The sequence below is a fragment of the Nereida sp. MMG025 genome, from assembly GCF_021654165.1.
GTDB lineage: Bacteria > Pseudomonadota > Alphaproteobacteria > Rhodobacterales > Rhodobacteraceae > Nereida.
The window spans coordinates 582,508-603,794 of the sequence record NZ_JAKFZN010000001.1; the positions used below are offsets into that span (position 1 = coordinate 582,508).

The following is a 21,287-nucleotide window of genomic DNA, read 5'->3' on the forward strand; positions in this document are numbered from 1 at the left end:
GCAGGGATCCCGCTTGGCAGCAATCCTTTGCAACAGTGCAGCGGCCGTCTCCGGTCATAGGCTTGATAGGTGGGGCAGTGCCCAGCAGATTTCAAGCCAAACTCTTTTCGCGGTCGGACACCAGTTTGCGCCGCTTGGCGCTGACACACAAGGCCAGAACACTTACAAATCTACGAAACCTGAGGATAACAAAGCCAGCGCGGCGTTGCGGCATTGGCCAAGCTGCGTGCGCGGGCCCTACGATGTGTTAAGACCTTTGGCGTTAAATGCTGTTTGGGAAACAAGCCGTTGCACAGAACAGGGCTTCCCTGCCGCACCCTTTCGGTTACATTCAGCGAAAGGGATACATCCACACTCGATAATCATCGATCAACACATGGGCTTTTTCAATTTGATCTGGCGTCATCTTTTTCACGACTTCTTCCTGACTGATCGCCGCATCGGGGTCGCCTCCAATGGCACTCAGGACATACCACATGTAAGCGCGGGTCAGGTCGGGCGCGGGCATGCCCAGTCCAACCTCGTAATACCATCCCACGCCGCTTTGCGCGCCCGGATGCCCTTTCATCGCGCTGCGCAGATACCATTCAAACGCGCGCTCGTAATCTTGCTCAACCCCAAGTCCAAGCGCATACATCACGCCGATCAATTCTTCGGCGTCGGCATTGCCCGAACGCGCCGCTGGCCAGAAAAGCTCATAAGCGCGGGTGAAGTCCCCCGCCTCCATCGCGTCGCGCGCCTCTTCCAATTCGGCATGGGCGGGGGCCGCAAGCAGGCAAAACGCAAGAATATACTTCCACATATCGCATTCCTTGTAGGACTGGGCACCACCGCGCAGGCCGATCTGATCACGGCCAATGATTACGTTGCCGCCGACCCGTTGCAAGCCCAACTGGGCCAGCTTTTGTTTTATGACAAAGTTCTGTCAGGCAACAAAAACATCGCCTGTGCGACCTGCCATCATCATGATCTTGCAGGCACCGACGGGTTATCGCTTGGGATCGGCGAAGGCGGCATGGGCCTTGGCACAAAGCGCACAGCAGGCATGGGACAGGACGCCATTCGCAAACGCGTGCCGCGCAACGCCCCTGCCCTGTGGAATTTGGGCCATAAAGATGTGCGCGTTGTGTTTCATGATGGGCGGCTGACGCCATCGGACCTTTTCGGCAACGGTTTCAATTCACCTGCCGAAGAATGGCTGCCGCAAGGGCTTGATAACATTGTGGCCGCCCAATCCCTGTTTCCGCTGACCGCGCAATTCGAAATGGCGGGCAATCTGGGCGAAAATGATGTCACCCATGCCACGCAGATCCGGATTGACCGCGCCTGGCCCCTTATCGCCGATCGCGTCAGCGAGATTGAGAAATACGTCTTTTTGTTCAAAACGGCCTTTGACGATGTGGAAACCGCGGGCGACATAGACATCACCCATATTGGCAATGCACTGGGCGCTTTCATCACCACCGAATGGCGCAGTTTCGACACGCCTTATGATGCCTTCTTGCGCGATGGCACGCCACTGCCCGCGCAGGCCGAAGCGGGCCGCGCGCTCTTTTTCGGCAAGGCAAATTGCAGCAGTTGCCATTCTGGCGCGCTGTTGTCGGATCAATCCTTCCATGCGCTGGCCCTGCCCGCATTTGGACCGGGGCGCACGCGCAAGTTTGATCCGATCCCGCGCGATGTGGGGCGCATGGGCGAAACCAATGTGTTGGAAGATGCCTACCGTTTCCGCACACCCATGTTGCGCAATGTGGCGTTAACGGGTCCGTATGGGCACAACGGTGCCTATCCCACTTTGGAAGGTATGATCCGACACCACCTTAATCCCGCCGCCGCGTTACAGGGTTGGACCAAGGATTTGGCGCAATTGCCCAATGTGCCCGAAAAGGTGCAGCAAATTGATTTCGTGATACAGTCAGACCGCCGCGAGATGGCACGGCAGGCGTCAAAAATCGACATCACCCCAATTGATCTGAGCGATGCGGAGGTTGACCAACTTGTCGCCTTCATGCACGCCTTGACCGACAAAAACCACGACATGCGACCGATGGGCAAACCCTTGGCCGTGCCGTCTGGTATCCCCGTTGACTAAGGCGCCCATGACCCACCCTTTCAAAGCCGGCTTCGACCCGAAGTTCAAAGATGTCCCTGACTATATCATTGGTGTCACCAAAGAGATCTGGGAAGACCGTCGCATCCATTCCTTGCGCGACTACTACAGCGACGACATTCATGTGCGCTCGCCTGCTTCGATGGTGATTGGCAACAGCGGCGTGATCCCCGCCACGCAATCAACCCTTGCCGAATTTCCTGATCGCGAACTTCTTGGGGAAGACGTGATCTGGTGCGATGCACCCAATGACGGCTTTTTGTCGTCACATCGTTTGTATTGCACCGCCACCCATACAGGGGCGGGCATGTATGGCGCCCCCACGGGTCGCAAACTGGCCTACAGGATCATCGCCAACTGTCATGCACAGGCCAACTACATCAATGATGAATGGCTTGTGCGCGATCAAAGCGCCATTGTTGAACAGATGGGATGGGATATCGTGGATTTCACCCGCGATTTGATTGCCCGCGAAGGCGGGCCAGAGGCCTGTGTGACGCCCTTTAGCCCCGCAATCGACCAGCAAGGCCCTTACACGGGGCGCGGCAATGAAACTCAGATCGGCAGCCGCTATGCCGATCTGCTGACCCAAATGATGCAAGGCGCGTTCAGCGTGATCCCTGCGCACTACGACCGCGCGGTGGAGGCACATTATTGGCGCCACGCCAGCGGCTTTGGCCATGGTTTTGTCGATCAAACATGGCTTGGCCTTCGCTCTGCCTTTCCATCGGCCACGTTCAAAGTGCTGCAAGTGATCGGCAATGATGACGCGATGATGAGCCCGCGGGCATCGCTGCTGTGGTCACTGGAAGGCACACATGATGGTTGGGGCAGCTTCGGGACGCCGACGGGCGCGCCTGTCTATATCATGGGGCTGGCACAGGCCGAATTCGGACCGTGGGGGCTGCGCCGTGAATACGCGCTGATTGATGAAACAGCCATTTGGAAGCAAATTTTACTCCATACTGGCGCGGTTTAGCGCTAAATCTTGCCTTGCGCGGTCTTGCAGCCGCCAGATTTGGGCCTACATTTACGAAAATTTCGCGAAGTCGCACGTTTGGTGGCGTCTCCAGCGCAAGTGCGGATTGGGAATTATTCCAATCCTGCAATGTGTTATACGACACGATTGCTCTTGAGGTGCTTTCAAAATTGCCACAAAACGGGTCCACTCATTTCGTTTGAGCCCACATAAGATCAGGAGTTCGCGTGTCCCTCTTCCTTATCGTTGCTTTGCCGTTTGTCGGGTCGTTGTTGCCCGGCTTGATGAATTCAGCGGGGCGCAATGCCTGCGCGGGCGTGACGTTTATGATCACCCTGACCGCGCTTGTCGGGCTGTTGACCAACCTGCCCGCCGTTCTGGCCGGAGAGGTTGTGCAGACAGGTGTGACCTGGCTGCCTGATCTTGGGTTGAACGTGACCTTAATGCTGGATGGGCTTGGGTTTTTCTTTGCCTGTTTGATCCTTGGCATCGGTCTTTTGATCATCACCTACGGGCGGTTTTATCTGTCGCGCAAAGACAATATGGGCGAATTTTTCACCTATCTTTTGCTGTTTCAAGGCGCGATGGTCGGAATTGTTCTGTCCGACAACATATTGCTTTTGATCGTTTTTTGGGAACTGACCTCCCTTTCGTCCTTCCTGCTAATCGGATATTGGAAGCATCTTCCCGAAGGCCGCCAAGGCGCGCGCATGGCGCTGACGGTCACTGGGATGGGCGGGCTGGCGTTGATCGGTGGTGCGCTGATCCTTGGCAATATCGCGGGCAGTTATGATCTGTCTGTGATCTTGCAAAACCGTGAGGCGATCCAAGCCTCGCCGATGTATTTGCCCGCCCTGATCCTGATCCTTCTAGGATGCTTTACCAAATCAGCGCAATTCCCGTTCCACTTCTGGTTGCCACACGCGATGGCCGCGCCCACACCTGTATCGGCGTATCTGCACTCGGCCACGATGGTGAAGGCGGGGATTTTCCTGATGGCGCGACTATGGCCTGTGCTGTCAGGCACGCCTGAATGGTTTGTGATTGTCACCACCGCGGGGCTGATCACGATGGTGCTTGGCGCGGTGATTGCCTTGTTCAAACATGACCTGAAGTCTCTGCTGGCCTTTTCGACGGTCAGCCATCTGGGGCTGATCACCATGCTGCTTGGCACCGGCACGGCCTTTGGTGCGATGGCCGCGATGTTCCACATCCTTAACCATGCCACGTTCAAAGCCGCCCTCTTTATGTCGGCAGGCATCATCGATCACGAAGCGCATACGCGCGATATCCGCCGCCTTGGAGGCTTGCGCAAGTTGATGCCTGTGACCTTTGTGATCGCCACGCTGGCCGCACTTTCTATGGCAGGTATTCCGTTTTTGAATGGCTTTTTGTCTAAAGAGATGATGCTGGAAGAGGCAGAGCGCACAGTGCTCTTTAGCTCGCCCTATCTGGTGCCTGCGCTTGCAACGTTCGGATCTCTGTTTTCGGCGGCCTATTGCTTCCGCCTGATCGGGCATACGTTTTTTGGCCCTGTCCGCGATGACTATCCTGCCACCCCGCATGATCCGCCCGTTGGCATGTGGGGTCCACCTGCCTTGCTGGTGGTGATTGTTGTGGCGATTGGCGTGGCACCGTTTTTGGCCGAACCTTTCATCAAGACGGTCACCGCATCGGTGCTTGGTGACGCCGCAGAGGTGCCGAAAAACTACTTCAAGATTTGGCACGGCTTTGTGCCTGCGCTCTTCATGTCGATCATTGCGGTGGTCGGTGGTTTGATCGTGATGGCGATTTACAAACCGCTGCAAGCGGCTTGGGACGCCACACCACGCCCCGAAGCCAAGACGATTTTCGAGGCTGTCATCGCCAGTGCCGTTGCACTGGCCAAAGCCCTGACCCACCCGCTGCACAATGGCGCTTTCACCCGCTATGCGGCGATCTTTGCAATCACAGTCATCGCCATCAGCTATCATGCATGGACAACGGGGACCGTCGGTGCCCCGACGCGCGCGGTTCAACCTGCTGGCGTGGTCGAGATTGCGGGGTGGGCGCTGCTGGTCACCGCAACGCTTGGCATGGTGGTGTTGCATCGCCACCGCCTTCTATCGCTTATCCTGATCGGGATTGTCGGGCTGATGGTTTCGGTTGGTTTTGTGGTCTTTAGCGCCCCTGACCTTGCCATGACGCAACTGACGGTTGAGGTTGTCACGATCATCTTGCTGTTGTTGGCGCTGAATTTCTTGCCAAACCGCACCCCTGTTGAAAGCCCTGTGCTTATGCGGATGCGCGATGCAGGCATTGCCATTGTCGGGGGGCTGGCGACCTTTGCATTGGCGTTTCACTATATGTTGCGCGATACCGTGGCGCCTTCGATCAGCGAGTTCCACATCGCCAATTCCTACAAAGGTGGCGGTGGCACCAATATGGTGAATGTGATTTTGGTCGATTTCCGCGGGTTTGATACCTATGGCGAGATTATTGTTCTGGGCATTGCCGCCCTCCTTATATTTGCGCTGACCGAAGCTTTGTTGAACGGTCCTGTGCGGGCGCGTTTGCTCAACCGCCTTCCAGATCAGCCGCGCGCAGGCGACATGCACCCGATGATGATGGTTGTGATGACCCGCGTGATCATGCCGCTTGTGATGCTGGTGGGCTTTTACATCTTCTTGCGCGGCCACAATGAACCAGGCGGTGGTTTCATCGCGGGTCTGGTCGTCTCAATCGGTTTTGTGATGCAATATATGGCCAGCGGTTTTGCGTGGACATCGTCGCGCCTGCGCTACCCCTATCACGGCGTGATTGGCGCAGGGGTGCTGGTGGCAGGGCTTACGGGGATTGGCAGTTGGTTCTTTGCCAAGCCGTTCCTGACGTCGGATTTCACATATGTCCGCATCCCACCCTTCAACGAATTTGAGCTGGCGACAGCGGCGCTTTTTGATGTGGGCGTGTTCCTCGCGGTCGTTGGTGCGGTGATGCTATCGCTTGAAAGTTTCTCGCGGCTTGCGCGCCGCGCCCATGTGGAGGACCCAGAACACCCGATGGATATTAACCCGTCACGCGATGACGCCCCGAAAGCAGAGGCCTGATCGATGGAATTTCTTGTTGCTTCTGCTATTGGCGTTTTGACAGCCGCAGGTCTGTATCTGGTCATGCGGCTGCGCACGTTCCCGGTGATCATGGGAATTTCGCTGCTGACCTATGCGGTGAATATCTTCCTGTTTACATCGGGTCGCCTGACGGTCAGCGCACCGCCTATCCTGACGGATGCCACCACCTATGCAGACCCGCTGCCCCAAGCCTTGGTGCTGACCGCGATTGTCATCAGCTTTGGCATGACCGCGGTGGTCGTGATGATCGCGCTTGGTGCGTATCTGGGGGCCGATGATGACGCGGTAAACGATATTGCGCCGACAGACGCAGGAGACAGCAAATGACCCACTGGATCATCCTGCCTGTCATTCTGCCGGCCATTCTGGCGCCATTCATCGTGCTTGCTGCGCGGTATCACATCGGCATCCAGCGCGTTCTGTCCGTGGCGGGTGTCATCGGTCTGATCGCGGTGGCTGCGGGCCTTGCATGGGCCACAAGCGATGGCACAGTTTTGCTCTATCAACTGGGCGACTGGGCTGCGCCATTCGGGATCGTGGTGGTGGGCGACCGTCTGTCAACGCTGATGGTGCTTCTAACGGCGGTGCTTGGCCTGTTCGTGCTGCTCTATGCGATCGGATCGGGATGGGATGATCGGGGCAAGCATTTCCATGCGTTGTTCCAATTCCAACTGATGGGCATCATGGGCGCGTTTCTGACGGGCGATCTGTTTAACCTGTTTGTATTCTTCGAGGTTCTTTTGATCGCCTCTTATGGGTTGATGATCCATTCGGGCGGCACTGTGCGCTTGAAAGCAGGCGTGCAGTATGTGCTGTTCAACTTGCTTGGTTCAACGCTTTTCCTGTTTGCTTTGGGCTCGATCTACGCAGAAACAGGCACCCTGAATATGGCCGATCTTGCGCAGCGTGTGGCACTTGTCAGCCCGGAAGAAACCGTCGGCATCCGTATCGCAGCCGTTTTGTTGCTGTTGGTGTTCGCGATCAAGGCCGCCCTTGTGCCGCTGCATTTCTGGTTGCCCTCAAGCTATGCAGAAGCCCCTGCCCCCGTGGCCGCCCTTTTTGCGATCATGACCAAGGTGGGTGCCTATGCGATTATCCGGGTCTACACGATGGTGTTTGGCCCCGAGGTCGAAGTGACCGCAGGATTGCATGGCGCGTGGCTGTTGCCTGCTGCCTTGGTTTCGCTGGCGCTTGGGATGATCGGCGTGCTGGCCGCAAAAAAGCTGGACCGGTTGATCACCTTTGCCGTGATCGGGTCGATGGGTATGGTGATGATTGCGATTTCGCTCTTCACGCCCGAGGCGACATCCGCCGCTGTTTACTACATCGTTCATTCAACGCTTGCCGCGGCTGCGTTGTTCCTGATCTCTGATCTGGTGCGCACAGGGCGCACAAACCTTGACCTGACAGACCAGCCAAGCATCGGCGGCGCCCATCTGACGGCGGGGCTGTTTTTTATCGCTGCGATTGCCATGACGGGTTTGCCGCCGCTTTCGGGCTTTTTGGGCAAATTGCTCATCCTGCATTCGGCGATTGAACAAAGCACGATGGTTTGGGTCTGGGCTGTGATCCTGACATCAAGCCTTGTGGCGGTGGTGGGATTTGGCCGCGCAGGCAGCACAGTGTTCTGGAAGGCCAAATCCATCGAACGTCCAGCGGACGCAAAGGCACCGCAAACACCAACGGCCATGTCCTATATCGCCGTTTGCGGATTGCTGGCCCTGCTGGTCGCCCATACGGTTTTTGCCGGTCCAATGACACGCTACACCAACGCAATTGCGGCGCAGCTTTATGCGCCCGATGCCTATATCTCGACGGTTCTGGATACGCCGGGCAAGCTGTCAGACGCCAAAGCCGATGATAAGAAAGGGGAGGATCACTGATGCTTCAATCACTTTTGCGCTGGCTGTTCCCCCACCCGCTTCTGACCGTTTTGATGGCCATATCCTGGATCTTGCTGCAAAACGAATTCTCGGCAGGCATGTTTGTCTTTGGCATCATCCTCGGGATCGTCATCCCGATCGGCACGGCACGCTGGTGGCCTGATCGTCCACAGGGGTTTCGTGGTGGCAAGATGCTGTCCTACACGCTTTTGGTGATCTACGATATTATCGTGGCCAACATCCATGTCGCATGGATTGTATTGACCAAACCGAACAGCAAGATGAAGCCTGCATGGGTCGAAATCCCGCTGGATCTGAAAACGCCAGAAGCGATCACCTTGTTGGCAGGCACGATCACCCTGACCCCCGGAACCGTGTCGGCGGACCTGTCTGATGAAGGGCATAGCCTTTTGGTGCACGCCCTTGATGCGCCCGACCCCGCCGCCGTGCGAGACGAGATCAAAACCCGATATGAGCGCCGCCTGATGGAGATTTTCCAATGAGCTTTGCCCCCGCCGACCTGATGAATTATGCCCTGATGGGGGCGTTTGCGATCACCGCGTTGTCGCAGATCATGGCCGTGATCCGCCTATGGATCGGTCCAAGCACCGCTGACCGCATCCTTGCGCTGGACACAATGGTGATCAACGCCATCGGCTTGATTGTTCTGCTTGGGATTTACCAAGGCACCCAGATCTATTTTGAGGCGACACTGATCATTGCGATGCTTGGCTTTGTATCGACCATCGCCTATGCGCGGTTTGTTTTGCGGGGGGACATCATCGAATGATTGCCGAAACCTTTCTTCCCCTTGCCATCGCCTTTTTCCTTTGTGTGGGGCTGTTGTTCACGTTTGTTGCTGCAATCGGCCTTCTGAAACTCAATGACGGGATGACGCGCCTGCATGCACCAACCAAGGCAGGCACACTCGGGATCGGTTCGTTCCTGATCGCATCTGTGCTTCATTCGTTTTTGATGGGTGAACCGTCGATGCATGAATTGCTGGTGATCGGGTTCTTGTTCGTTACGGCCCCTGTGACCGCGAATTTCATCGCCAAGGTCAATCTTCACACGCGTTCGTGCGATATGCCCGATGCGCCATCGGTTGACACCACATGGTCCACACTTGATACGCCCGAAGTCGACAAGGTCATCGCGTCAAACGAATAACCCCGCGCACCACCCAATCTGCGGTATCGCGTGATTAACACTTGCCTAGAGACGCGCTGTCCACCTACATTCAAGGAATTGAATTCAGGGGGATGGACCATGATCAGTCGTCGAACGCTACTCCAACATACGGGTGCCTTTGTGGCGACATGTGCGGCGGGTCGGGCCTTTGCACAAACGCAAGTGCAGCTTGGCGCGGCTACATTGCACAGCATCAGCGATGGCAGCCTGTCCCTACCGGGAGACATGTTTTTTGCCGCGCTTCCGCAGGATGAGTTGGCCCCCATTTTGCAAGCGGCCAATGTGTCCCGCGATGCGGTCAGCCCCCCATGCAATCTGACGCTTTATCAAACCCCGGATGCGACGATCCTGTTTGATGCAGGCTCTGGCAGCGGGTTCATGCCATCGGCTGGCATGATGCAAGACAGTCTGGATGCGATTGGCGTGGCCGTTGACGATATCACCCATGTGGTCTTTACCCACGCCCACCCCGATCACCTGTGGGGTGTGCTGGATGATTTCGATGATCCGATGTTCCCCAATGCGTCTTATATGATCAGTCAGGTGGAATGGGATTATTGGACCAATCCTGAAACCGTTGACAGCATCGGCGCAGATCGTGCGTCCTTTGCTGTGGGGGCGGCCCGCAGGCTGGAGGCGATTGCCGACACGATCACGTTTTTCAAAGACGGGGACGAGGTATTCTCGGGTGTGCAGGCCATTGCAACCCACGGACATACCCCTGGACATACGTCCTTCGAGCTGCGCTCTGGCACATCAGCCGTGCTGGTGGGGGGCGACGCCATCGGCAACCATCACGTCGCCCTTGCGCGGCCCGCTTGGGCCAGCGGCTCTGACCAGAACCCCGAACTGGGTGCCAGCACACGCCAGGCCCTATTGGACCGATTGGTTGCAGATGATATTGCGCTGTTGGGCTTTCACCTGCCCCAAGGCGGACTGGGCCGGATCGAGCGTCAAGACAGCGGCTATCGTTTCATTGCGGGAGAGATGTGATGCGGATCGCCCTTGCCCTTTGCCTTGTCGCAACCAGCGCATTTGCCCATGAAGACATCGCGGACAAATACCCCGGCTCGTTGCTCTATAACAAACCCGTTGAAGTGATCCCGGGCGTTTGGTCTGCTATCGGGGCCACGGCCCCACCCACCTATGAAAACGCAGGTCACAACAACAACCTTTCGTTCATCGTAACGGGCGACGGGGTGGTCGTGGTCAACGGCGGCGCCGCATATGGGCTGGCCAAAGCCTTACACGACGAAATCAAGGCGGTAACAGATGAACCCGTCAAAATGGTTTTTAATGAAAACGGCCAAGGCCATGCGGTCCTCGGAAACAACTACTGGACCGAACAGGGCATCCCCGTGATTGCCCATGATGACGCTATCGCCAAAGTGGAAGCGATCGGCGGGTCGATCCTTGAAGGCATGCAACGCTACAACCGCGACAAGGCTGCAGGCACGGTGGTGCAACCTGCCACCGAAGGTTTCAGCGACAATTACATCGTCGAACTGGGGGATTTCCGAATTGAGGCACGCTACCTGGGCCCTGCCCACAGCCCGGGCGATATCGTCATTTGGCTGCCAAACCAAAGCCTTGTTATTTCGGGCGATATGGCCTTTCACGAGCGTATGTTGCCGATCTTTGAAGATACGATGACCGCTGACTGGCTTGAGACATGGGATACGGAATTCGAGGCGTTGAATGCCACCTATGTCATTCCAGGCCACGGCCATCCCACCAACATGGATCAGGTGCGCAAATACACCAAAGGCTATCTGGAATATCTGCGCGGCAAGATCGGCGCACATCTGGACGCGGGCGGTGATCTGGCCGAGGCCTACTACGTGGACCAGACCCCATATAAAAACCTTGATACCTATGAGGAATTGGCCACGAAAAACGCGGGCCGCGTCTACGAACAGATGGAATTTGAGTAGCCTTCAGACGTGGACCGAGCGCTGAACGCTTTGCAAAATGCGGTGGGTCAGCATCGCGCCGATCCACATTGAAAACACCGCAACCCATGCCGTCAGCGCAAGGATGGATCCGCCCGACATGCCTGCGCCAACGGCGCAGCCACCGGCCAACATGCTGCCAAACCCCATTAAGACAGCGCCCAGAAGATAACGCTCCATAGGGGTGTCGGGGCCAAATCTTTGTATGCGCCACTCCCCGCTCAAAAGGGCCATGACCGCCGCCCCGACGAAAACGCCAGGAACAAGACCAACACCAAAGCCAAGCGGCAAATCGGTTGAGTTCACCAACCCCATCAACGTGTCGGTCGATGGTCCTGTGAATGTCACAGATGACACGGCCACCACATCGAAAGAGGTTTGGGAAATCGCAAAGGTCATCATCCAGCCAAGCCAGACGGCGCCACCGACCATAGCGGCGGCCAAGACGCGTGATCCTGCCTGCCCGCTGCGCCGCGCAAACATCAAGGCGATCACCAGTCCCACCCCCGCACATATGGCCGCAAACAGAGGCGACCAGCCCAACTGCACCAGCATGCTGCGCGCGGGGCCACCATCGACCAGCCACAGCTGTGACAGGCTTTCACGCGCGGGCGACAACACCCCCCTTAGCGAGGCTTGGGCCACCAGCGTCAGAACCAGCCCTGTGATAATGGCACGCAGGTTTCCCGTGGCCGACAGAACCAAAAGCCGACTGGCACAGCCGCGTGCAAGGATCATGCCGACGCCAAATAAACCGCCCCCGATGATCGCCCCTGACAAGCTGCCCGTGGCGGCAAGTTGGCGGGCGTCCGACACATCCAGCCAGCCCGCTGCTAGCGAGCTTTGAACCAAGAACAGCGCAGCCAGGAACGCCACCAGCCAGATCGAAAGTTTTTGTGCAAATCGCCCCTCTGCCACTTCGGCCGTCGCAGCCCGCAGACAGAACCGGGAATGTTGTGCTGCACATCCAAACAGAATACCGACACAGGCGCCTGCAATCATCAAGACACCCCCGTCCCCAAACGTATCCAGCAGATTTTCGAGCACATGTCACCTTTGGTTGCTATGGCACACCCGCAGCAGACGCCCCCAAATAGTGCGTTGATTTCTGTCAAATAAAGGGGCGCCGACGGGCTGGATTACTCCAACGCCTCTTCGACGATTTCCTTGAGAAGGGTTTCAACCTGTTGCATCTCGCCTTCAGGGTATTCGCGGTAACCGATCAGGATTTCGCCCGCTTGATCGGCCACAAAAATCCCGTAAGGACAATGGGCGATGTTCATCGGGTTGGCTTCCATAACTGTGCGCGACAGGCTGGCCGAACAGAACAAAAAGATATCGGCTTGGGCAAAAATCTCTACGTCGCTGCCCACATCTGCGCCCGTCCTGTTGAGCATAGCGCCCGTGTGACTGACGTAATCAATCACCAGTCCGCGGCCGACAATCGCGCTTTCAACGGCAAAGGTGGCATCGTCAAAACTGCCCTCAAACGGGTAGGTCACAGCCTGATCTTCGGCCATTGCAGGTGCGGTGCATACCGCAATAAGTCCAGCGATAAGAAGTCGTTTCATGGTATTCCCTTCTCTATTGCTGATCTTTTAGCACGCGGCGCGCACCCCCGCCTTGACCCATGTCAGACGGGGGCACTTTTTTAGGTGAACATATCGGTGGTGATACCTGTGTACCAACCTTCCGATTCTTCATAAGTCGCCTTGCGGGTCTCTGCGTCTTCACCTGTTTGCGAGATAAAGCCATCCACCTTGGCGATTTTTTCGTCTGTCGCCTCATAGGTTGCGCCCACTTTGACACCGTCATTTGTGTCAATCAGCGACCAGCACGTGTTGGAGAACTTCGCAGGGAAAACACGTGATCCCGTCAGCGCACCGCGGACCGCGTTCGCACAGACCTTGGCTTGCGAATTGGCCGAAAAGCCCGACTTGGGCATATCCCCCTGTTGGCTTGCATCGCCCAACACATAGACATCTGCATCGGCTTTACTGCTCATGTCCGCGGCATTGACGGGCGCCCAGTTGCCATCGGTCACGCCTGCCATCTCGGCGATACGGCCAGCTTTCATCGCAGGGATGACGTTACACACATCAACCTTGGTTTCTTCGCCGTCGATGGTCAGTGTCATCGCATCAGGGTTCACCGATACGTTGCCGCCGCCGAAGTCCTCGCCAATCCAGTCGACCATACCGTCATAGTGGTTGCCCCACCCTTCCTGGAACAGCGCCATTTTCGAAAACTTCGGCTTGGGGTCCGCCACGATTATCTTGGCGGTTGGGTTGTTCGCCTTGAGTTGGTGGGCCACCATCGAAATCCGCTCATAAGGGCCGGGCGGACAGCGATACGGGTTTGGCGGGGCGACCATCGCAAATGTGCCGCCTTCTGGCATATTCATGATCTGCGCTTTGAGAAGTTCGGTCTGCGATCCACCTTTGTAGGCATGCGGCATGGCATTTTGTGCCGCAACCGACCAGCCTTCAACGGCGCCGTCCACGAAATCAATTCCGGGGCTCAGGATCAGTTTGTCATAGGGCAGCGATGCACCACCAGCCAGCGCAACTGTCTTGCTGTCGCGGTCAACATCCACGGCCCAGTCATGCACGACATTGATCCCGTATTTCGCGGCCAAGGTGCCATAGCTATGGCCCAGATCATCCATCTCTTTGAAGCCACCAAGATAGAGGTTTGAGAAAAAGCAGGTGTAATAGGTGCGCGTTGGTTCCACCAAGGTCACATCAATCTCGCCCTTGCTGTCTTTGGCGATGTAGCGCGCGGCTGTAGCGCCTCCCGCGCCGCCACCAATGACAACCACGCGCGGTTTGCCGTGGCCCGCTGCCAGAACGGCAGGCGCTTGCAACGAGGCTGCAGCCGCCGCACCCGTTCCGATGAACATGCGTCTGTTAAGTTTCATAGTTTTCCTCCCAGAAAATGGCCCCGTTAATCGAGGTCCTTAAAATATGCAGCCAAAGCTGCAATTTCGTCATCTGACAAACGACCCGCCATCATTTGCATCGCTGGATGCGGGCGCAGCTTTCGCTTGTAGGCGTGCATCGCGATCACAAAGTCCTCTTCGGGCCATTGCGTGATCGCAGGTATGCCATCTGACGATCCATCTGCCCTGTGACAGGTCAAACACTCGCTGCTCAGATACGCGCCGTATTCAGCATCACCTTTGAGCGCAAGAATTGCCGGATCAAGGTCATGGTCCGTGCCAATGGCGGTTGGTTCGGCCTCGGGTATATTGGCAGGATCATCTGAATAGATCCGCAAATATGCCAAAAGGTCCGCCCGCTCTTGGGCGTTCTTGATACCACGGAAACTCATCCGTGTCTTGGAAACAAGTGTTTTGGGATTTTCGATAAATGTATCAAGCGTTTGCGCGGTCCAAACCAGACCATCGGCACGCGCACGCTGCATCGAATTGGAGTAGCGATATCCTTCGTGATCGCCCGCTTTGCTGCCAAAAACGCCGTTAAGATGCGGGCCAATCCGGTCTTTGGCGCCGCTGCCAACCTGATGGCATCCAGAGCACTGATTAAAGATCTTTTCACCCTTTTCGGCGTCGCCAATCGCCTCTGCAAAACTTGCCCCGGCCACGACAAGCGCAGCCAGAGCAAGGGGGAGGACAAACGCAACGCGCATCTCAGCTACCGTCAAATGTTGACAGATAAGCCGTGATCGCCTTCAAATCTTCTTCTTTTTTCAAGCCACGAAAGCTCATCTTGGTACCTTTCATATAGCCACGCGGATCAGCGAGGAAGGCTTGCAGGTTTTCTTGCGTCCACACTAAACCGTTTTCGCCAGCCGCAGCCATGGGTTTGGAATAGCGGAACCCTTCAACACTGCCAGCCGTCATCCCGATAATGCCGTTCAGCATAGGACCAGACCCGTTTTTGGCCCCGTCCCCAACCTTATGACAGGCCTTGCAATTTCTGAACACTTTTTCACCCGCTTTGACCAATTCAGGGTCAACGGCTGCGACTTGCACAGCTGTAGGCTCAGCCGCCTCTTCGGTGGCGTCCTCGGTTATCACAGCGGCATCTTGTTGGGCTGTGTCTTCTGTCGTTTCCTCTTCGGGCGTGACATCCAGAACAGCGGCACGCATCGTAATTTCAACGCTGTCTTTGCAGTTTTCCATACATGGCTCGCCGACCCATTTGGTGAATTCGGTTTCCATGCGGTCATCCACGAAAAAGCCGCCTGCATTTGGCATCTCGAACGCGGCAAAGGTCTCTTTTGACAAAACAAAATCATCATCGACCAGATCGTTGGAATACAGGATGTAGGCCACAATCGCATAAACATCATCGGGTTCCAAAGACTGCGCGTTACCAAAAGGCATCGAGCGGTTCACGTAATCCCACGTTGTCGACAGATAGGGCCAGTAGCTGCCGACCGTTTTCAACGGGTCTTCATCGGCCAAAGTATCGGCACCACCGGCCAGCTTGGGCCAGTTGTCGACACCTTCGGCAAAATCGCCGTGACAGGCCGCGCATTGATCTGCGAACACCTCTTCACCTGTCCAAACATCGCCAGACCCTTCGGGCAGCCCCGTCCCGTCAGGACGGATATCGATGTCCCAAGCGGCAATTTCTTCTGGCAACGCTGTGCGCCCAAGGCCAAAGCCCTCGGCGAACGCAGGGGTCGCCATCACCATCAGCGCCGCACCTACCTTAAGAAACTTCGACATTTTCCGCCTCCCCGTCTGGGCGCACCCACCATGTCTGGATACAGTTATTGTGATAGATTGAATTGAGACCGCGCACCTCGCGCAGCTGCGCTTTGGTTGGCTGGACATAGCCCGTCTCATCCATCGCGCGGGATTGCAGGAACATTTCCTCACCGTCCCAATCCGTATCCAGATAGAAACGGGTCAGCGCCATTTTCTCGCCCGGTTTGGCAAGCCGTGCCGTCTCCCAGGTCTTGCCACCATCCTTGGAGACATCAACGCGGGTAATCGCCCCGCGCCCCGACCACGCCAGCCCCGTGATCACCAACGGCCCCTTGCCGTGTTTGATCGGCGCTTGCGGGCTTGGGCTGGTGACAACCGATTTGGCATCCATCGCCCATGTCCATTTGCGGGCGGTGCCGTCCTCCATAACGTCTGTGTATTTGCTGGTTTCCTCGCGGCTTTCAACGGGGCCGTCCATGACCTCAATGCGGCGGATCCATTTGACCCACATGTTGCCTTCCCACCCGGGCACAACCAGCCGCACAGGATAGCCGTGCTCTTTGCGCAGGGCCTCACCATTGGCTTTGAACGCGATCAGACAGTCATCTAGGGCCTTTTCCATGGGGATCGAACGCCCGTTGGACGACGCATCAGCCCCTTCCACATACACCCATTTGTCCGACAGATCGCCCGCCGTATCCAAGCCTGCTTCTTCCAAAAGCGTGCGCAGCGGGACGCCTGTGTATTCCATGTTGTGGATCATGCCGTGGGTGAACTGCGCACCGTTCAGCTGTGCGCCCGCCCATTCCATACCCGTATTGGCCGCACACTCGCAGAAATACACATGGTTTTCACGTGGGAAGCGTTCCAGATCATCATAGCTAAAAATCAGCGGACGGTCGACAAGCCCGTTGATCATCAAACGGTAGTCTTGCTTGCGCAATTCAATCGCACCCGAATGATGACGCTCAAACGCGCAGCCCTGCGGGGTAATGGTGCCGTCCAGCGCATGAATGGGCGTGAAGTTGATCGAACTGATGGTATCCGCGGTCAGCCATTCGACATTGCGCCGCACCACATCGCCCTCAAATTCGATGGGCATGCCGTAGGGCGTGGCGTCCACGCCATCGCCCAGACCACTGGCCCATGATTGGACCTCGGTGATCAGGGGGTCGGGTGTATTGGCCTTGGCCGCCCCTGCCGCAACGGCGCCCGCGCCTGCAGCCGCCGCGCCGCGCAAAAACCCGCGCCGTGATGTGCCTTTTGAGGGTTTTGACATCCTGTGTGCCTCCTTCATAAGCTCGTTAATCTTGGGTCACGCGCCGATCACTTCGACGCTGTTGTTTGGATCAATGGTGACGGTGCCTTGCTTGCGAATGTGGTTTTCCACCACGTCCCAAATCTGCGGCCCTTCGGTGCCTTCGTTGACAGAGGCCCACCCCGCGACCTGATAGGTCTTGGCGGGACCAATTTTTTCACCTGTTTTAAGCAACGTCATATCGGTGATGCGTTCGCCCTGCGGTTTGGTGATATCAAGGCGATACCCAAGTCCGCCTGTGCGCACCATGTCGCCGCCCTGCTGATAATAGGGATCTGGATTGAACAGGTTATCGGCCACGTCCTCCATCACGACATGCAGGAATTCCCCCGTCATTTCAGTGCGGTAGGCCTTGCCGTATGTCATTGATGTGACGTTCCAGATGTCTTCGCGAGTGATGTCCTGCCCTGGCAACAGGCTTGGCCCCCACCGCACACCGGGCGATAGCGCGATATCGGCTTCACGCTCCGAAATCAGCGCATCACAGATCAGATCATCCCATGTGCCGTTGAAATTACCACGGCGATAAAGCAGCGATCCGGTTTGGCCAATGACCTCGCCCATCGCCTCTTGATAAGGCGCGCGCACCTTGTTGATGACCGACGCGACCTCCGCATCGGGGGCAATCACGTCCGAAAAAATCGGGATCAACTTGTGACGAAAGCCCATCATCTTACCGTCCCGCACGTCCAGATCAACGCGGCTGACAAACTTACCGTTTGAGCCTGAGGCGACAATGATCGTCTCGCCCACCGTCACAGGTTCAGGCAAAGCATCATGGGTGTGACCTGACAGGATCACATCAATGCCTTTGACGATCGTGGCCATCTTCTTGTCGACATCAAAGCCGTTGTGCGACAGGGCAACCACCAGTTCCGCACCTTGTGCGCGGACCTCATCAACCATCTCCTGCATATTCTCGTCGCGGATGCCAAAGGCATATTCGGGGAACATCCAGCCCGGGTTGGCGATGGGCATATAGGGGAAGGCCTGACCGATGACGGCGATCTTGACACCGCCACGCTCAAAGAATTTGTAGGGCGGGAACAATTCAGCGGGTTCATCCCACTCTGCATCAAAAATGTTCTGACCCAGTGCCGCAAAAGGCAACCCTTCAACCAGCTCGTTCACACGTTCGGACCCCAAGGTGAATTCCCAGTGGAATGTCATCGCATCGGGTTTCAGCGCGTTCATCACATCCACCATATCTTGGCCCTGCGTATGATAGCAGGTGTAGCTGCCGTGCCATGTGTCGCCGCCGTCCAGCAACAACGCATCGGGGCGATCGGATCGGATCTGATTGATCACAGTGGCCATGCGGTCCAACCCGCCAACGCGCCCGTAGCCTTGCGCAAGCGCCGTAAAGTCATCCGAACTCAGCGCATAATGGGATGGCGAACCGTCGTTGATGCCATACATCTTGCGGAAATCAGCGCCCGTCACATGGGGCACCTTCCCGCGGTTATCACCAACCCCGATATTGATCGAAGGTTCGCGGAAATAGATCGGTTTAAGCTGCGCATGAATGTCTGTGACGTGGATCAACGACACATTGCCAAAGGTATCGAACTGCAAAAGCTGGTCTTGGGTCAGCGCCTGTTGCGCGGCCAGTCGCGACCAATTTCCGAAGCCTGACGCCCCAAGAATTGCGCTGGCGGCCATACTGCTTTGCAAAAAATCACGGCGTGAAATCATCGGGCTACTCTCTCCACTGCATCTTCATGCGAATTTTTGAATATTGTTGGGAAAAAATACCCCCGCCAGTCTCATGGCGGGGGCATTTCTAAGCGTTAGTTACGGATCGACGGACCTTCGACCGACAAACCATTGCCGCGCGAGGCGACATAAAGCTCAAGTGCGACAAACTCGGGGCTACCGGGGTTGTATGTCTCGGCACGTGTGTCACGCACACAGCCTTTGAAACGAGCATGCACCGAATTCAGCTTGGTGTTTTTCAAACGGTATACAGGGAAACCGTTGATCTGACCCTGGCTCAGGTGATCGGCGCGGATCATCATGCCATAGCTGTCTTCATGACAGTTCGCGCATGACAGCTCTAACTGGCCTGTGCGCGTGTAGTAAAGCTCTTTGCCCTTCTCCCACGTCTCGGCCACAGGGCCGTCAATGGCCACATTGATGGGCAAACCGCGCGATACCGACGAGATCAGAGCAACCATGTTCGTCATATCACCTGATGTGTAGCCGTATTTTTCAGCACCCATCTGGTTTTCACGACAATCGTTGACCTGCATCTCCAGCGTGCGCACTTCGCCTGTTGCCTCGTTCCACTTGGGATAGACAGCCCGCACACCCGCCATTGAGTCCGTGGCACCATGGCAGCTTGCACAGGATTTGCCTTCGGACCCTTCGGGGGTGTTCCAGACCTCTTCGGCCTGCTCCACAAAGATCATACCGGGATTGTCGAAATCATCGGCCTGCATTGCGCGGGTTTCTGTCCCGCGGAAAAGCCAGCCCGAATAAATCTCGTCCAAAGCGTCCGACAGATGCGAAGGCGCAGCTGTCTTGGTCACCATCTCGGTCTCTTCATTCAGGATCAGCGTGTCATCTGCTGGCTCGGCAGAGACCGCGGCACCCATGATCGAAAGAACGGCAACTGCGCTCAATGTGTTTTTGAGTAGTGTCATTATTACTCCTCCCCGGATTATTATATGACAAAAACGCAGTGCCCTTAGGCCATCGCGATCGTTTTGCTTTCCTCGTAGACCGAACCATCGTCGTCATACCACGTGAATTTGAACTCACCAGCTTCTGGCACAAGGGCTTCGAACTCGAAGAACGGGTTGGTCGAAATCGCAGGCTCCATCGCCACATCGATCACGTTTTCACCGTTAAAATCGCAGGTAAAGCGGTTGATGATCGACCGTGGGATCGCATTGCCTTCTTTGTCTTTACGCTGACCCGATTCCATCTTGTGGCTGATCAGGGTCTTGATGGTGATCGTATCACCGGCAGCCGCTGTCTTTGGGACCTTAACGCGGGGTTTTGCACCACTTGCCATGTCGTATTCTCCTATATCTTTACCTTAGCCGCCGCAGCCGCCGATTGTGACTTTTACGGTGCTGGATGCTTTCGCAAATGTGCCGTCGTTCATCTTGGCAATCGCCACAACATCCTGTGTGCCGGCCAGACGGATACGGGTCGAAGCAGCGCGCGATGCGGCCAGCTTACCGAATTTGAAGTTCGCAACGCCCGGTGTCGGGTTGCCCATCGCCAGAACGAGGATTTCAGCCGCGCCCTCTGACGACACCTCGATTGGCACAGTGTTGCCGTTTTCGGCAATCTCTGGCGCGGTCAGCGTGATATCCCCGCCATCCGCAACATCTGCGCCACCTGTAAAAGCAGCAATCGCATCTTCACCTGCCGCCGAAACGCGGAAAGGGATGCCCGCAACAACCAGCGCGCCAGCGCCCATCAGCAATGCATTGCGTCGTGTCAGTTCCATATTTAACTCCTGATCTTGTGGGTCGCGGCCCTGGGCCTGCGACCTCGGGGTCAATCCTTGAGGGTTACCAGATAGGCAACCACATCTTCGATTTGTTGTGCTGTCAGCAACGGCGCGAATGTGTCATCCGCCGCCTTGCCTGTGTAGGCCTTGCCCGGGCGGGTGAACCCTTCGGTTTTGTAAAACGAAGGCATCATAGATCCGTCGAACATCATCTTGGCGTTTGCCACAATGCCGCGCAGCTCTGCTTCGCTCCAGCGGTCGCCTGCACCGTCAAGCATCGGACCAATCTCACCGTGGAATGGGATCTCTGCCAAATCGGTCGCTGTGTGGCACGCCACGCAGTTACCAAGGCTTTTGTTGCTTACAATTTTGCGGCCCTCTGCGGGATCACCCGCAACACCTGTCAGGGACTGGGCCACAGCGCCATCTTCGTATTTTACATCTGTTGGCAACACTTCCGCGGCGTTCAGCGCAAAGCTGGTCGCCACAACCGCACAAAAAGACATTATTGGGGTTCGCATGTGTCCTCCACTCCACATTTGTTGTCGGCATACTGTAGGACACAAAAATGTAAGCAAGCAATCACTATATTCGAATAAG

The 21,287-nt window shown here is 56.5% G+C and carries 22 protein-coding genes; 10 read left to right on the forward strand and 12 right to left on the reverse strand.

Annotation, left to right across the window (positions count from 1 at the left end):
- Nucleotides 1-331: 331 nt before the first annotated feature.
- Nucleotides 332-802 carry a tetratricopeptide repeat protein gene (locus L1065_RS02795; protein WP_237093920.1) on the reverse strand — a complete coding sequence of 157 codons (471 nt, stop codon included), beginning with the start codon at nucleotides 800-802 and terminating at the stop codon, nucleotides 332-334.
- Between L1065_RS02795 and L1065_RS02800 the strand changes: the two genes are divergently transcribed.
- The 10 genes from L1065_RS02800 to L1065_RS02845 all read left to right on the forward strand — a co-directional run bounded on the left by L1065_RS02800 (nucleotide 755) and on the right by L1065_RS02845 (nucleotide 11,204).
- Complete coding sequence (locus L1065_RS02800; protein ID WP_237093921.1) at nucleotides 755-2,092, forward strand: cytochrome-c peroxidase; 1,338 nt, start codon at nucleotides 755-757, stop codon at nucleotides 2,090-2,092. The genes L1065_RS02795 and L1065_RS02800 overlap by 48 nt on opposite strands.
- Before the next feature lie 7 nt (nucleotides 2,093-2,099).
- Entirely contained in the window at nucleotides 2,100-3,089 is a 990-nt protein-coding gene (locus tag L1065_RS02805) for an ester cyclase (RefSeq protein ID WP_237093922.1), read from the forward strand.
- 227 nt (nucleotides 3,090-3,316) lie between these two features.
- Entirely contained in the window at nucleotides 3,317-6,175 is a 2,859-nt protein-coding gene (locus L1065_RS02810; protein ID WP_237093923.1) for a monovalent cation/H+ antiporter subunit A, read from the forward strand.
- Between the two features lie 3 nt (nucleotides 6,176-6,178).
- Nucleotides 6,179-6,523 (forward strand): Na+/H+ antiporter subunit C, encoded by a 345-nt coding sequence (locus L1065_RS02815; RefSeq protein WP_237093924.1) that lies wholly within the window; start codon nucleotides 6,179-6,181, stop codon nucleotides 6,521-6,523.
- Nucleotides 6,520-8,079: a monovalent cation/H+ antiporter subunit D gene (locus tag L1065_RS02820; RefSeq protein ID WP_237093925.1), complete on the forward strand. Its 1,560-nt coding sequence runs from the start codon at nucleotides 6,520-6,522 to the stop codon at nucleotides 8,077-8,079. The genes L1065_RS02815 and L1065_RS02820 overlap by 4 nt, the downstream gene beginning before the upstream one ends.
- Nucleotides 8,079-8,582, forward strand: a complete 504-nt coding sequence (locus L1065_RS02825; protein ID WP_237093926.1) for a Na+/H+ antiporter subunit E — start codon at nucleotides 8,079-8,081, stop codon at nucleotides 8,580-8,582. Before L1065_RS02820 ends, L1065_RS02825 begins: the two co-directional genes overlap by 1 nt.
- On the forward strand, nucleotides 8,579-8,869 hold the full coding sequence (locus tag L1065_RS02830) for a K+/H+ antiporter subunit F (RefSeq protein ID WP_305082538.1): 291 nt from the start codon (nucleotides 8,579-8,581) through the stop codon (nucleotides 8,867-8,869). Before L1065_RS02825 ends, L1065_RS02830 begins: the two co-directional genes overlap by 4 nt.
- On the forward strand, nucleotides 8,866-9,249 hold the full coding sequence (gene mnhG, locus L1065_RS02835) for a monovalent cation/H(+) antiporter subunit G (RefSeq protein ID WP_237093927.1): 384 nt from the start codon (nucleotides 8,866-8,868) through the stop codon (nucleotides 9,247-9,249). The genes L1065_RS02830 and mnhG overlap by 4 nt, the downstream gene beginning before the upstream one ends.
- Before the next feature lie 99 nt (nucleotides 9,250-9,348).
- The gene (locus tag L1065_RS02840; RefSeq protein ID WP_237093928.1) at nucleotides 9,349-10,263 is read left to right on the forward strand and encodes an MBL fold metallo-hydrolase; all 915 of its coding nucleotides are present in this window, start codon (nucleotides 9,349-9,351) and stop codon (nucleotides 10,261-10,263) included.
- Nucleotides 10,263-11,204, forward strand: a complete 942-nt coding sequence (locus L1065_RS02845; protein WP_237093929.1) for an MBL fold metallo-hydrolase — start codon at nucleotides 10,263-10,265, stop codon at nucleotides 11,202-11,204. Before L1065_RS02840 ends, L1065_RS02845 begins: the two co-directional genes overlap by 1 nt.
- A gap of 3 nt (nucleotides 11,205-11,207) precedes the next feature.
- On the opposite strand, the gene L1065_RS02850 is transcribed toward L1065_RS02845, so the two are convergent.
- The 11 genes from L1065_RS02850 to soxX form a co-directional block, all read right to left on the reverse strand.
- Nucleotides 11,208-12,269, reverse strand: a complete 1,062-nt coding sequence (locus L1065_RS02850) for a YeeE/YedE thiosulfate transporter family protein (RefSeq protein WP_237093930.1) — start codon at nucleotides 12,267-12,269, stop codon at nucleotides 11,208-11,210.
- 92 nt (nucleotides 12,270-12,361) lie between these two features.
- The gene (locus L1065_RS02855; protein WP_237093931.1) at nucleotides 12,362-12,793 is read right to left on the reverse strand and encodes a DUF302 domain-containing protein; all 432 of its coding nucleotides are present in this window, start codon (nucleotides 12,791-12,793) and stop codon (nucleotides 12,362-12,364) included.
- 80 nt (nucleotides 12,794-12,873) lie between these two features.
- Nucleotides 12,874-14,142 carry an NAD(P)/FAD-dependent oxidoreductase gene (locus L1065_RS02860; protein WP_237093932.1) on the reverse strand — a complete coding sequence of 423 codons (1,269 nt, stop codon included), beginning with the start codon at nucleotides 14,140-14,142 and terminating at the stop codon, nucleotides 12,874-12,876.
- 26 nt (nucleotides 14,143-14,168) lie between these two features.
- On the reverse strand, nucleotides 14,169-14,873 hold the full coding sequence (locus tag L1065_RS02865; protein WP_237093933.1) for a c-type cytochrome: 705 nt from the start codon (nucleotides 14,871-14,873) through the stop codon (nucleotides 14,169-14,171).
- A gap of 1 nt (nucleotide 14,874) precedes the next feature.
- Complete coding sequence (locus L1065_RS02870; RefSeq protein WP_237093934.1) at nucleotides 14,875-15,921, reverse strand: c-type cytochrome; 1,047 nt, start codon at nucleotides 15,919-15,921, stop codon at nucleotides 14,875-14,877.
- Nucleotides 15,905-17,182: a sulfite dehydrogenase gene (gene soxC, locus L1065_RS02875; RefSeq protein WP_237093936.1), complete on the reverse strand. Its 1,278-nt coding sequence runs from the start codon at nucleotides 17,180-17,182 to the stop codon at nucleotides 15,905-15,907. Before soxC ends, L1065_RS02870 begins: the two co-directional genes overlap by 17 nt.
- A gap of 36 nt (nucleotides 17,183-17,218) precedes the next feature.
- Nucleotides 17,219-18,916, reverse strand: coding sequence for a thiosulfohydrolase SoxB (gene soxB / locus L1065_RS02880; protein WP_237093937.1), 1,698 nt, complete (start codon nucleotides 18,914-18,916; stop codon nucleotides 17,219-17,221).
- Between the two features lie 95 nt (nucleotides 18,917-19,011).
- Nucleotides 19,012-19,818: a sulfur oxidation c-type cytochrome SoxA gene (gene soxA / locus L1065_RS02885; RefSeq protein ID WP_237094524.1), complete on the reverse strand. Its 807-nt coding sequence runs from the start codon at nucleotides 19,816-19,818 to the stop codon at nucleotides 19,012-19,014.
- A gap of 92 nt (nucleotides 19,819-19,910) precedes the next feature.
- The gene (gene soxZ / locus L1065_RS02890) at nucleotides 19,911-20,240 is read right to left on the reverse strand and encodes a thiosulfate oxidation carrier complex protein SoxZ (RefSeq protein ID WP_237093938.1); all 330 of its coding nucleotides are present in this window, start codon (nucleotides 20,238-20,240) and stop codon (nucleotides 19,911-19,913) included.
- A 24-nt stretch (nucleotides 20,241-20,264) separates the two neighbouring features.
- Complete coding sequence (gene soxY / locus L1065_RS02895; protein WP_237093940.1) at nucleotides 20,265-20,684, reverse strand: thiosulfate oxidation carrier protein SoxY; 420 nt, start codon at nucleotides 20,682-20,684, stop codon at nucleotides 20,265-20,267.
- Between the two features lie 50 nt (nucleotides 20,685-20,734).
- Complete coding sequence (soxX, locus tag L1065_RS02900) at nucleotides 20,735-21,193, reverse strand: sulfur oxidation c-type cytochrome SoxX (protein WP_370641128.1); 459 nt, start codon at nucleotides 21,191-21,193, stop codon at nucleotides 20,735-20,737.
- Between the last annotated feature and the right edge of the window lie 94 nt (nucleotides 21,194-21,287).

Bases quoted from the DNA above. Each gene is read 5' to 3' on its own strand.
- L1065_RS02830 (WP_305082538.1), top strand. From the start codon at position 8,579: ATGAGCTTTGCCCCCGCCGACCTGATGAATTATGCCCTGATGGGGGCG.
- L1065_RS02825 (WP_237093926.1), top strand. From the start codon at position 8,079: ATGCTTCAATCACTTTTGCGCTGGCTGTTCCCCCACCCGCTTCTGACC.
- soxA (WP_237094524.1), bottom strand. From the start codon at position 19,818: ATGGGTGCCGCGGTCTCTGCCGAGCCAGCAGATGACACGCTGATCCTG.
- soxY (WP_237093940.1), bottom strand. From the start codon at position 20,684: ATGGAACTGACACGACGCAATGCATTGCTGATGGGCGCTGGCGCGCTG.
- L1065_RS02795 (WP_237093920.1), bottom strand. From the start codon at position 802: ATGTGGAAGTATATTCTTGCGTTTTGCCTGCTTGCGGCCCCCGCCCAT.
- L1065_RS02820 (WP_237093925.1), top strand. From the start codon at position 6,520: ATGACCCACTGGATCATCCTGCCTGTCATTCTGCCGGCCATTCTGGCG.
- L1065_RS02855 (WP_237093931.1), bottom strand. From the start codon at position 12,793: ATGAAACGACTTCTTATCGCTGGACTTATTGCGGTATGCACCGCACCT.
- L1065_RS02840 (WP_237093928.1), top strand. From the start codon at position 9,349: ATGATCAGTCGTCGAACGCTACTCCAACATACGGGTGCCTTTGTGGCG.
- L1065_RS02800 (WP_237093921.1), top strand. From the start codon at position 755: ATGGGCGGGGGCCGCAAGCAGGCAAAACGCAAGAATATACTTCCACAT.
- soxX (WP_370641128.1), bottom strand. From the start codon at position 21,193: ATGTCTTTTTGTGCGGTTGTGGCGACCAGCTTTGCGCTGAACGCCGCG.
- L1065_RS02870 (WP_237093934.1), bottom strand. From the start codon at position 15,921: ATGTCGAAGTTTCTTAAGGTAGGTGCGGCGCTGATGGTGATGGCGACC.
- soxC (WP_237093936.1), bottom strand. From the start codon at position 17,182: ATGTCAAAACCCTCAAAAGGCACATCACGGCGCGGGTTTTTGCGCGGC.
- L1065_RS02815 (WP_237093924.1), top strand. From the start codon at position 6,179: ATGGAATTTCTTGTTGCTTCTGCTATTGGCGTTTTGACAGCCGCAGGT.
- L1065_RS02845 (WP_237093929.1), top strand. From the start codon at position 10,263: ATGCGGATCGCCCTTGCCCTTTGCCTTGTCGCAACCAGCGCATTTGCC.
- mnhG (WP_237093927.1), top strand. From the start codon at position 8,866: ATGATTGCCGAAACCTTTCTTCCCCTTGCCATCGCCTTTTTCCTTTGT.
- L1065_RS02805 (WP_237093922.1), top strand. From the start codon at position 2,100: ATGACCCACCCTTTCAAAGCCGGCTTCGACCCGAAGTTCAAAGATGTC.
- L1065_RS02860 (WP_237093932.1), bottom strand. From the start codon at position 14,142: ATGAAACTTAACAGACGCATGTTCATCGGAACGGGTGCGGCGGCTGCA.
- L1065_RS02865 (WP_237093933.1), bottom strand. From the start codon at position 14,873: ATGCGCGTTGCGTTTGTCCTCCCCCTTGCTCTGGCTGCGCTTGTCGTG.
- soxZ (WP_237093938.1), bottom strand. From the start codon at position 20,240: ATGGCAAGTGGTGCAAAACCCCGCGTTAAGGTCCCAAAGACAGCGGCT.
- soxB (WP_237093937.1), bottom strand. From the start codon at position 18,916: ATGATTTCACGCCGTGATTTTTTGCAAAGCAGTATGGCCGCCAGCGCA.